Source organism: Photobacterium sp. OFAV2-7, from assembly GCF_022347985.1.
GTDB lineage: Bacteria > Pseudomonadota > Gammaproteobacteria > Enterobacterales > Vibrionaceae > Photobacterium.
The window spans coordinates 1-11,079 of record NZ_JAKRFQ010000069.1 but is presented as its reverse complement, the minus strand read 5'-3'; the positions used below and the strand labels follow the sequence as shown (position 1 = coordinate 11,079).

Below are 11,079 nucleotides of genomic sequence, written 5' to 3'. Positions count from 1 at the left end.
TCTACCATTCAAACTTTTCTATTACTCAACAACTACCTTTATCGCCTGATATCAACTAAACACATAGTACCAGCAGCTACTAAACCTTAATATAATTGCAGTATTATTTCAGATTATGTTCTATAAATTATAAACTTAAGATACAACAGCATAAGTATTTTCGCATTGATATTTATTCAAGCCATGCAAGAGTTTACTATCCTTCTTTGTACTGGTATTTTTTGATTGTATTGGTTTATGCTAGTTCCACCCTTATCGAGATAGGTTGAAATGAACTTTCTAACTCAGGCATTGAACAAAAAAGAAGTCATGGCTCTCTTTAAGTCTCAACCTAAGGAGGTAACGTTGCCAAGTTTTGAGCTTCCTTCTGGTTACAAGCTCATGGTCAGTGAAATAATTGATAATGAAAAGGCTATCGTACAAAACTATTGCTTACGTTGGGGCACTGATGAACAGGCCGAGATCGTGTATAAGATCAAGAGCATTATCAGTGATAGGCCGATAAAGACGTGCACTCAATTAACAATCTGTCGCCAACTTGCTGGCCCTCATAGCCACGTTTATTCAATATTCATTCGTTCTATGTTTGATTTTTTACTGCAATCATACAACATCATTATCACTAAAAAACAGCAAACCCAAGAGGTTCAACGTTTCTGGTTGGATCGAATTGGAGAGTCAATAATGATCAAAGATCGAAATGTATACTACTTAAACCTTAACAAGCTAAACAATGAGAAAACTTTGGCTATTGAGCACATTTCATCACACGAGAGCCTTATGGCTACCTACTATCCCAAGTACTGGGGAAAAGATAAACCACACTCAAATTGTTTATTTGTCATTTCTAATCAAGAATTATCATTGTAACAGGGCTGTTTTAAATCTTTCATTACAGCCCTTGAATTAGATATACAGCGATAAGACAGACTATCATTGCTTATATACTATTGCTTATCAAGTAACCCTTGATAAGCATGTCAAATAACCTCACAACTGAAATTTTTTTGGACAATTATGGGCCCATGAACTGGCATTTCGCTAGAGCCGCGATTTGCGAAACAAGCTGTTTCGTAATGGTGCAAGAGCTTATTGCACCATTAAAGTTTGGCACCTAAGTTCATTAACCAAATTTGTCGAACTGAAGATACGTTCTAAAACGGTTTTGGGCAGAAACGGGTTCCGAGCCTTAGCCCCACATTACACTTTCGGCGTGAGAGCTAGTTGTAGTTACCTGTCAGACTTATCAGTTCAAGACTTGATTGGTGCCACAACTGAATTTTCTTCTAGCAATTCTTGTTGTAGGTCAAATACCCTAAAGCGGAGCCTAGCATTTTCAGCCTCTAACAGCTTTCTGGCTTCAATTGCATTATCTCGTTGAACCCTGTACTTGTCTTTTAACTCATTGGCTTTTTTTAATTGGTGTTTTAGCCTATCAAGCTCAGATAAAGGGACATCCAACTCAATATCTAAGCCTGTCGTCATCGCCTTATCGCGGTTGAGGTTGTATTCATCGATAACAGGTTTGGCGTAGGCCACGAACTCTTTAAACTTATGGACATAGCTATTGCCAAGCTGGGCTTCATTATTGATTCGATTTAACGTGAGTTTGCCCGTAGCCTTAACATGAAGTGGCTTACCATCCAATAAGCGCTGAAATGCATTGACCAGTAACCCCTCAGCCTTGCAGGTCGCCTTATAATCTACGTTCATGCCCATACCGCCTTAATATCATCATTGAAGTCATCAAAAGGAATGCCATGCTTTACCAATGTTGGCTCAATAGACAAAATTTTCTTCTTTCTGGCATCCAGAATTAATTCATTGGCATAATCACCCATGTCATTTATTGCCCTGAATGAAGCAATTAGGTGCTCTCGCTCCCTTGATAGCCTTTTCGCCGCTTTATCAGTGATTACCTTATGCTTGCAGGGGGCTTCAACAATATCCATCAGGGAGCAAAGGCGATCACAGTTACGATTAGTGCAATAACCACCTGTAGGGAGCAATACAATGGATTTGTCACCAGACCTTACCAAAGCGAGTAATTCACTTCGTGACATAACAATTTCCTCCCCCTGTGTTAGTTGTTCTGCTTTATTCTGGGCTATACGTTCGCCCTCTGCACCGCTTAAGGTACCGGATAAATTATAAATCTCATCCCACGCATCCACAGCAGACGCTTCGATTGCTTCATCAAACTCACGCATTAGCTGGTCATCCATCAACAGTTGGTTGGTACGGGCTAGTTCAGAGTAGTTTGCATACCAGTTAGACATATTTATATTGCGGTGTTTAAGTTGGTATTTCACAGTCAGCGCATTACCTAGTCGGTTCTTCACCATAAAAACCACAAAACTTCTACGTAAATCATGTGGGCTAAGCTTTGGTAAACCACCTCCGATTTTTAAGCTTCCTGCTCGTTCTGGATTTAAGAGGTCAAATTCTTCAACGTCTTCTGCAGTCGCTATAATTTTGAACTCTTTCATATTCAACCCATCACCACTTCCATCAATTTTGTATTTCAGCGACGTTTTATTTATTAGTGCTTCACTATCATAAGGAATATCAGAAGAAATAAAGGCACTCTCAAGATCCTGTTTCTTTGCACTATATTGGTCTTTGGTTAACTGACCATTTTGATAACCGTCATCTAGTCGCTCTAACGAATACCTTCTCGCGGCTTGTGTGGCATCAAAAGCTAACTCCAGTGCTAATTTTGCAATAGGGGCAGTATTCCATGTCGTATAAGTCTTTTCGCCCTTATGTCCTTTTGTAGAAAACCCTGATACTTTGGGCACAGCAGCAAGTGAATCGTCATAGCTATCTTTATTCATGGAGAGCAACTCTTCCTTTCGGGCGGCGGAGAACATGCCCACACAGATAAAGCACATCCTCAGCAATGTACCTAACCAGCCTCCTCGCTTGTGAAATGAAAAATTAGGAATGGATTCTCGTTCAGGCCATTTTCTTATTCTCCTAGATATCCTCGTGACAAATGTCTTCATTTGCTGCTCAGTTAAAGCACTCACGCCTAACGCTTTAAGCTCAGCATTAAGCATTTCATCCTGATACTTATAGAACTTCTCCATGGCCTCTGAAATTTGGTGGCGATATGGGTGATAGGTTTCCACAAACTCAACAACCGTTTTTATAATACTGACATGAATAGCCTCAGGAAATGCGATTGCTTGACCTTCACTAGCATCAGGTTGAATCCACTTGATATACTCTCGTTTATTGACATAACGCGTTACAAGACCAGATTTATTCAGCATATTAATAGTAGAGGCCATTTTTTTACACGAAGCTTCACTGCCAAATGCATCTAATTTATTGGTACACCTTTTCCACTCTAGCTGGCTCGAAAGTAAGCTGAAATCACTCTCACCCCAACGTGTTGCGAGGCTATTTAAATTATTCCTAGCTCTTGCTAACGAGCTAACAGCTACATGTGAACCAGCATTTGAGTTTTTCTTTTGCCATTGCGTCAGCGCATAAAGATAAGACTGAATATCCTGGCGGTACTTTTCATCAATATGCCCAAAAGAAACTTTTTTTTCATTTTGGTTCAGGGCGTGAAAATCCCACTCTACATCAAAGACACGTGACACACCGTTCCCATCAGAGTCAAACGTCACATAAGGATTTTCAGCAAGTTCATGGCGAAACTGTATAATCTTTGCAGACATAGGTTATCCCTTAAAAAATTGGCTTGCGCTGGCTCTGTCTTGGTAAAGTGGGTGGTAATCTCCATCATCCAATTTTTGTTTTGCTTGAGCGTATTTTTTAGGTGCTTTTTGTTTCAGCCTGACGAGGACTTTTTTTAGTATGCCCTCCACGATGAAATACTCATCCTGAGGTGTGGAGTTACTAGCCACCATCTCTTTGAGGTCTTCTATTTGTTCTAAGAATGACAACATCAACCAGATATCACTTTCTGACGCGACTAACTTATGGCTGTCACACTCAAAGCAAGCCAAGAAATCCGTACAACGACCAGTATCTCGCGAAAACTTAATGCCTAACTGCTTCATGCGCCTCGACTCAGAAACGAGCTTCTCTGGTGTTGCCCCAGCACATTTAATGCCACTGGGCGTTGTCATTAATGGTTGCTCTGTGTTTTCACGGTTACGTAAATTCTTATAATCATAATCCGATAAAATATCGCTACGCATCGCCTTTGCATTCTCAATAGCTTTACCAACCTTCTCACCCTTGGCAGCAGCACTCAACACACTAAACGTGGCATTTAGATTACTATCATGATCTGCCTCAACACCACTAGAATACCTTTTAGCGACAACATCCACTGTATTATTCAGCCCTTGTGACACAAGGAAAACATCTTCAGTCACTCGCATCAGCAAATCAGATTTAGTCGCTCTAAATCGGCTTGTGTTGACCTTTAACCCAGTTATTTTCTCAAGCTGCGTATTGATGTTACCAACACTTGTGCCATGGATGTTGAAAGTTACAACCTCACCATTGTAATTAAAGAAAGGGCAAAGCGGCAGCTCATTTGAAAGCGGGATACCCAGTGATTGGTACATTACTTTAGACGTTTTAAACCATCGATTGACGAGCTCTTTAGTTCGCTGACTGAAACCACAACTATTATCCAAACTTTTATAATCAGCTCTGAACTTTTCACCATCGAAAACAAACCGCCCACTGCCAATACTTTTAAATGAAATATCCTTATGTCGCACATTAGCGAGCACCGATGTGTTCATGCCTGTCAGCATTGAGAACACGAAAAACCAATTGCGTGATGCCTGATTATAAAAAACCTGCCGATTAAGTTGCTCAAGTGGAAGCGGGCTACTATTTATGGTTCCAGCTACGGGTTTCATGCACGCCTTGAAGCTGTACCTATTAACACCAATTTTGTGGGCTGTCCATCCATGGCTCTTTGCTCGTTCAGAAAAAAGCTCTTCATCAAAAAACGGGTGAATATCTAGTAGCTCATTTTTTTTAATTGCTTCCTGAAAGGCCAGTGCACCTTTAATCAATACCTTTGATAATGGTTTCAGCTCTGTTTCCACATGAAATGCTTTATTCTCAGCCCGAGGGTTTTTGGCAACATCTGGCAGAACCTTAAGGTCAGACTCTCTACTCCAAACCCTCAGTAGAAAAGATAAGCTAGTTTTAATAAGTGCGACTTTCGATACCTGCTCACCCTTATCACGTGATCTATTGAAGTGCTTAATGCAATCTCCCATGATCGCATTACTAAAAGGGTCACCTTGATAATTAATGCAGTCAAGATATTGGAAGTAACTAACGAGTCCTCCAAAATAATTGCTTTTGGATTGGTTTTCAGGGAGGGAGCTTAATCTTTGATGTATCTCCCTAATAATATCATCCCGATTAGCCAACACCTCCTTACCTGCTTTAATCTGCTTCACTGTTGGGACGTTACGGTAGCGCAAGCGGTAAGTGTACGCTTTTTTCCCATTGCCGCAGAGTAAAGCCATGTCTTCAAAGCGTAAGGTAATAATAGGTGCGCTGGCCTTTTCGACCACAATTCTGGTACGCTTTCGTCCTTGAGTCATAATGAATCCTCTACGTCATCAAAAGCGCCAATATAGTCAAGTATGTCTTCGTAGATTTCATCTGCTGAAGGGTTATCCTCTGCAATCTTCATGTACTCCATAGTAGTCGCTCTATCTTCATGACCAAGCAACGCGGACACCCTATCCAATGCCTCATCAGATGTGATTGACGGGTTGCCATATTCGTCCTTTTTATTTAAAAGGTGGCGGAAGATATTCACGGCAAACGTTGAGCGTAAATTATGTATGGAGCCGACAATCGGTTTGTCGAGACCTTGAGTTAGGTTTGCAGTGTTACGTATTTCAACCCAGCGTCCAGTAAAGTCTTGTAAGCGCGTAAACATCGGTTTCCCGGATTGGGTAATAAACAGGTATTCCAGTTCGGGGTTAATGGCATCGTCACCCTCAAAGAAATGCGTATTACCTTCTTCTTTTTGCTCCTTGCACCATACTTTGAATTTCTCAAGGCGCTTTTGATACCTGTCAGACTGCGAGTAGTCGTAAAGCATCTTCATTAATGTGGCAGGGATAATGGTAACGCGACTTTTATTCTTCTCTGCGAAGCCCTCAGCAGTCTTTGTGAGTGATTGGTATTTATCACCGACACCCAAATCCATCACAGGCTTTTTAAAAACCTCTTTGCCGTCCTGAATCATGGTTTCGGGGTTAACTATCTGTCCCAAATGAAGGCTTGCAGCTTCCTCACGCCGCAATCCAGTATTACGGCAAATCATTGGGTGCAGGCAAAACTCAATCGGCAGTGAGTGCAGTTTATTGTTGTCACCATGACGAACCACCCTCCGGGACTTCATTAATATGTTATGCAGGATATTCCATTCATTATTGGTAAACGGTTTTAAGTCACGACGTAGGTTGCTGAGGTTTGTGCCGCCACTGCGAGATGACTTAGAAAACTTAATTCGCATATCCGTCGTGTGCACCTGCTTACGTTGGTAAGCTTTCATACTTGATGCAGACGCCTCGAAATGTATATTCACTGTCTCAAACTGGAAGGGAGGGTTATTAAAGCGGATGCCTTGGCGAAGGCAGTGTTTATAGAAACCAACGACACTGCTCATATATTGCCTAGCCGTTGTTTTAGCTAATACACCATCAATAGCGAGTTGCTTTATTCCATCCCGATATTGGTAGGTTAACCGCTCTTGTTTGTTGCGAGGAAAGGCGCTCCATTCTGGGCGGGGGTCATCATAGAGAGGGTCAAAGTCCCCTTCATCGTATTCAGCATCCCACTCAGCCTGTTTGTCCAATACAAAGCTGAAGTAATGGGCAAGCCCCTGTGCATCTGTACCAAGCTCAAGCACGCCATCATCAATTGCTTTTGACAATAAGAACTCATTGACCATATCTAATGGCTGGTAGCTGATTAGGTTGTCTTTGTCGTCATACCCAGCGATATAGAGTAAAGGGAGTTTCTTGATTGGGAACGTATTGCCATTAGCACGGTAGGTAACCTGAGGTTCGCCATTCTCATCAATGGATACCAATGGTTTCTCGTAAACGAAGTTAGGGATAGGTGAAACCTCTACCTCTTTTCGTATGACCTTTTTCTGATTTTCATCGTTATCTGACATACTCAACCTCATACTGTACATACAACCAGCATATACAGCATTCTCAACTTTAAAAGTTAATTATGAGGTTTTAGTCTATCAGGTAAGTTTTGAATGTGGTCTTCCCAGTCGATCACATCAATCTCATAAACAACCTTATCGCGGACAGATTCGTCAGCCTTGTGCATGGCGTCTTTGGAGCCGGTCAGCAGCGGGTGCCATTCGGGTAAGTCTTTGCCTTCCGCTAGCATGCGGTACGCACAGGTTTCCGGAAGCCAGACAAACTCATCAATTCGTTCGCGGGTTAGCTTGAGGCACTCTTCGCCTGATTCAAAGCGATTCGGATAATCTTTACAAGAGCAGGTCTTTTCGTCCAGCAGACTGCAGGCAACGTTGGTGTAATAGATCTCGTCGGTATCATCATCAATCAATTTATGAAGGCAGCATTTACCACAGCCATCACAGAGTGATTCCCACTCTTGATCTGTCATTGCCTGTAAATCTTTTTCTTGCCAAAAATGTGCCATATACCCAGCCTTTTCTGTAACGACCCTCAACCCTTATGGTGAAGAAGGCGGTTTTATAGCCGCCCAGCAGGTAAAGTGCAAGTGTTTCATCGGGATCTGGCCGCATAAATCGCCGTAATAATAGTCATTACTATTTGCTGCCAATTAAGTCGATATTTTTTGCTTCGATAGCTATTGAATGTTAACTTTCGCCCCCGTTTCGAGAGACTAATTAATTATAGGTGGGTTATGGAGTGTCGATTAGGTTGTGGGGCGTGCTGTATTGCACCGAGTATCTCTTCAGCCATTCCGGGGATGCCTAACGGGAAGCCTGCGGGGGTCCGATGCATTCAGCTAAATGAGAACAATTTATGTAAGCTATTTGGCAAGCCGGAGCGTCCAGTCGTCTGCCATCATTTCAAAGCATGTCCCGACGTTTGCGGCAGTTCATCAAAACAAGCAATCGAGAATATCACTGAACTGGAAAGCATGACCTAACGCCATGCTCTACCCATTATAATTCGCTTACACAGCGACTTTACCGGTCAAAATTCGTAGTACCGACTTGGCATGCTCTACGGCCTGATGACCCGAGTAGGTCAGGTAACCACCGTCTTCATTTGTGACCAATCCCTTGGCGTACAGTCGCTTCGCCGCCTCGATCATTTCAGGTGCAGCATCGCTATGTACCTTAATTCCTTCCATATCGCTGTGCATAGGAAATTTAACCAGCAAATTCATTTCATTAACCAGTTCAGCTGTATATGGCATAGTCACCTCTTTATTTCTTTAGCCTGACTTAATACTAGCGGCTGGGATGAATAAAAGTAGGTGGCGAGATCATAACAGTTGCAATCATCAGGCGTAAAAAGAGACGTGCTTCAAAGAAATGAGTTTTTCCAGTGAATAAAAAACCGCTCAAATGAGCGGCTTTTTTGATAGTTTTTCTTATTGTTCAATAATTAAGCTTGAATACCGACTATCAGCCAAGGGGCATTTTGGCCTCGCAGGTCACGTTCAAGATGCCAGATATCGGTAATATCTTCTTCGACACCTTCGTTGCGATCTTTATATCGTCCTGAGAACTTAATACTTATCTGCGCCGTGCTCGCATCGTAATCAGCGCGAACCAGCTCGGCATCGACATACATCACTTCGGTATGCTGCTCACCGTCCAGCTTTGCACGCTCAGCGGCAAGATCATCAAACAGCGCCGGGCTGACATACTCACGGATCTTATCAAGCTCATTATGGTTCCAGGCACCCTGAATAATGCGGTAATGGTCACGTGCACCATTGAGAAACGCATTCATATTGAAACCAGGAGGCAGGTTAAACGGTACATCACTGTCTGTTGAGGTATAGCTTTCCTGCTGGGCAAAACCTGAATTCATGCCGTTAGCAGCCTGACGGTGCTGGTTTTGCCTTGGCGAATTACCGGCATAGGCTTCGCGATGGCCCATAGGTGTACGCTTCGTCCCTCGCATTGTCTTGAACAACTTGAAGATCACGAATGCAATCAGGCCGAAGATCAAAATATCCATGAACTGGATACCTTCAAATGCACCACCAAAGAAAGCAGCAAGTAGGCCACCAGCCAATAAACCGCCAAGCAAGCCGCCCATTAATCCTTTTTTGCTCGACTTCGCCGGTTGCTGTTGTTTTAGTGTGTCAGTCTGTTTCGGCTGCTGTTGTTTAACAGGCGCCGTTTTGAAACTTTTACCAAACGATTTACCACCGCCGAATTTCTTTGCTTCTGCATGCGGAGTCATAAAAGACACCGTCAAGATCAAAGCAAATACTGTGAAGAAGCGTTTCATTGATACGAATACCTTTGCCAAATATATGCTTTTGAATCCTAACGTGCTACTTCTGAATGTCAACTAAACAACCCGAGCAAATTGTTACTAATATTTATCCGCCTGCGACCAGCCCTTTCCTCGTACTGGCATATTATCTAGTTGGTATTGTTGCACTTATTGCTAATATTAGTGTCCAATATCGGTATCATAACAACAGGAAAAACTATGCAAGATACTCACAGCAAACTCATTGGCTATCTACTGTGGATTTTTGGTTTCACCGGTGCACACCGTTTTTACTACGGTAAACCTGTTACCGGTACCATCTGGTTTCTGACTCTGGGCTTACTGGGTATAGGCTGGTTAATCGATCTGTTCCTGATCCCGTCCATGGATCGCGAAGCCGATATCCGCTTCCAAAGCGGCGATGTTGACTATACTGTGGCCTGGCTATTGCTGACCTTTCTCGGAGTATTTGGTATCCACCGTATGTATATGGGCAAATGGCTCACCGGGATCCTCTATCTGTGTACATTCGGCTTCTTTCTGATTGGTATTCTGGTTGATTTCTGGACATTAAATGATCAGGTGTCGATCCGAAATGCTGAAAATAGGCGCTAAAACCAGCTCTTTCCCGCGCAAAAGTGGCTTAAATCCTGTTAAATGTGTATCCAAACTGTATGATTTAAGTCACAACAAACTCAGTAACCATAAAGTTGGCTTTGTTTGTGCTTGACCTGTCAAAGCGAGAGCAACTAAAATATCGAACATCGTTCTATATTATTCAGCTGACTTAATGAAGTCAGAACACTATGCTTACTGTGCAGCCACCATTCGGTGTATATCCATATTACAATTAGCTAAGTAAGACTATCTTCGATTAAGAGTAAATTCGATGGCAAGACGAAATGACCACACTCGTGAAGAGTTGGTAAGTATGACACTGGAGCAAGTCAAAAACTTTCTCGATGAACACCCACACCATGAGCTAAGCCTACGTAAAGTCGCTGCGATGATCGGCTATGTACCAAGTACCTTGGTAAACGTATTTGGTAACTACAACCTGTTACTTTTACATGCCGTTGCACAAACGCTGGATGAGTTGTTTGCCGAAGCGGAAGAGCAAATGAAGGATGTATCTTCCCCAGAAGATGCCCTTCGTAAGCTGGCCTACTGCTACCTGGATTTTGCCTCTCAGCACCCTTACCGCTGGCAACTTATCTTCCAGCACACCATGAATGGTGAGGAACTTCCTGAATGGCAGTCTGAGCGTATCGACAGCATGACGGGTATGCTGGAAAGCCTGATCCGTCAGATCACACCAAGCAAATCGGACGAAGCAGTCCTGGAAGCAAGCCGCGTACTTTGGGCCGGGGTACACGGTATTACCTTGCTGACCGTCGACGACAAACTCTTTACCTCGACTCCTGTTGACGGCAAGGCACTGATCGACAACCTTATCGACACTTACCTGAACGCCTGGCAGGCATAATCGGAGACTTCAATGAGTGTAAAGCCCCAGTCTCGCCTGCTAACTAAACAGCGTTTTTTACCATATTTTCTTACCCAGGCATTTGGGGCTTTCAATGACAATGTGTATAAGAATGTACTGCTCATTCTTATCGCATTTGCGGCCCCCGAT

The 11,079-nt window shown here is 42.9% G+C and carries 11 protein-coding genes; 4 read left to right on the top strand and 7 right to left on the bottom strand.

What is annotated here, in order from left to right:
* Positions 1 to 270: 270 nt before the first annotated feature.
* The gene (locus tag MHN01_RS06870; RefSeq protein ID WP_239410638.1) at positions 271 to 870 is read left to right on the top strand and encodes a hypothetical protein; all 600 of its coding nucleotides are present in this window, start codon (positions 271 to 273) and stop codon (positions 868 to 870) included.
* Positions 871 to 1,251: 381 nt separating this feature from the next.
* Here the strand turns inward: MHN01_RS06870 and MHN01_RS06865 are convergent, their stop codons facing one another.
* Genes MHN01_RS06865 through MHN01_RS06845 form a run of 5 tightly spaced genes read right to left on the bottom strand, consistent with a single transcriptional unit; the run spans position 1,252 to position 7,656 of the window.
* Entirely contained in the window at positions 1,252 to 1,713 is a 462-nt protein-coding gene (locus MHN01_RS06865; RefSeq protein WP_370646444.1) for a hypothetical protein, read from the bottom strand.
* Positions 1,710 to 3,692 carry a hypothetical protein gene (locus tag MHN01_RS06860; protein WP_239410636.1) on the bottom strand — a complete coding sequence of 661 codons (1,983 nt, stop codon included), beginning with the start codon at positions 3,690 to 3,692 and terminating at the stop codon, positions 1,710 to 1,712. Before MHN01_RS06860 ends, MHN01_RS06865 begins: the two co-directional genes overlap by 4 nt.
* 3 nt (positions 3,693 to 3,695) lie before the next feature.
* Positions 3,696 to 5,558 (bottom strand): hypothetical protein, encoded by a 1,863-nt coding sequence (locus MHN01_RS06855; RefSeq protein ID WP_239410635.1) that lies wholly within the window; start codon positions 5,556 to 5,558, stop codon positions 3,696 to 3,698.
* Entirely contained in the window at positions 5,555 to 7,150 is a 1,596-nt protein-coding gene (locus MHN01_RS06850) for a site-specific integrase (protein WP_239410634.1), read from the bottom strand. The genes MHN01_RS06855 and MHN01_RS06850 overlap by 4 nt, the downstream gene beginning before the upstream one ends.
* 56 nt (positions 7,151 to 7,206) lie before the next feature.
* A complete protein-coding gene (locus tag MHN01_RS06845) occupies positions 7,207 to 7,656 on the bottom strand; it encodes a YcgN family cysteine cluster protein (RefSeq protein WP_239410633.1) in 450 nt (149 codons plus the stop codon).
* Between the two features lie 228 nt (positions 7,657 to 7,884).
* Between MHN01_RS06845 and MHN01_RS06840 the strand changes: the two genes are divergently transcribed.
* A complete protein-coding gene (locus MHN01_RS06840) occupies positions 7,885 to 8,133 on the top strand; it encodes a YkgJ family cysteine cluster protein (protein WP_239410631.1) in 249 nt (82 codons plus the stop codon).
* Positions 8,134 to 8,160: 27 nt separating this feature from the next.
* Here MHN01_RS06840 and MHN01_RS06835 read toward each other — a convergent pair whose 3' ends face one another.
* Both MHN01_RS06835 and MHN01_RS06830 read right to left on the bottom strand, forming a co-directional pair.
* Entirely contained in the window at positions 8,161 to 8,406 is a 246-nt protein-coding gene (locus MHN01_RS06835) for a TIGR02647 family protein (protein ID WP_239410630.1), read from the bottom strand.
* 191 nt (positions 8,407 to 8,597) lie between these two features.
* Complete coding sequence (locus tag MHN01_RS06830; protein WP_239410629.1) at positions 8,598 to 9,455, bottom strand: Tim44 domain-containing protein; 858 nt, start codon at positions 9,453 to 9,455, stop codon at positions 8,598 to 8,600.
* Positions 9,456 to 9,662: 207 nt separating this feature from the next.
* On the opposite strand from MHN01_RS06830, the gene MHN01_RS06825 reads away from it, so the two are divergent.
* Both MHN01_RS06825 and MHN01_RS06820 read left to right on the top strand, forming a co-directional pair.
* Positions 9,663 to 10,058, top strand: coding sequence for an NINE protein (locus tag MHN01_RS06825; protein WP_239410628.1), 396 nt, complete (start codon positions 9,663 to 9,665; stop codon positions 10,056 to 10,058).
* Positions 10,059 to 10,332: 274 nt separating this feature from the next.
* Positions 10,333 to 10,929, top strand: coding sequence for a TetR/AcrR family transcriptional regulator (locus MHN01_RS06820; RefSeq protein ID WP_075764185.1), 597 nt, complete (start codon positions 10,333 to 10,335; stop codon positions 10,927 to 10,929).
* Positions 10,930 to 11,079: the final 150 nt, after the last annotated feature.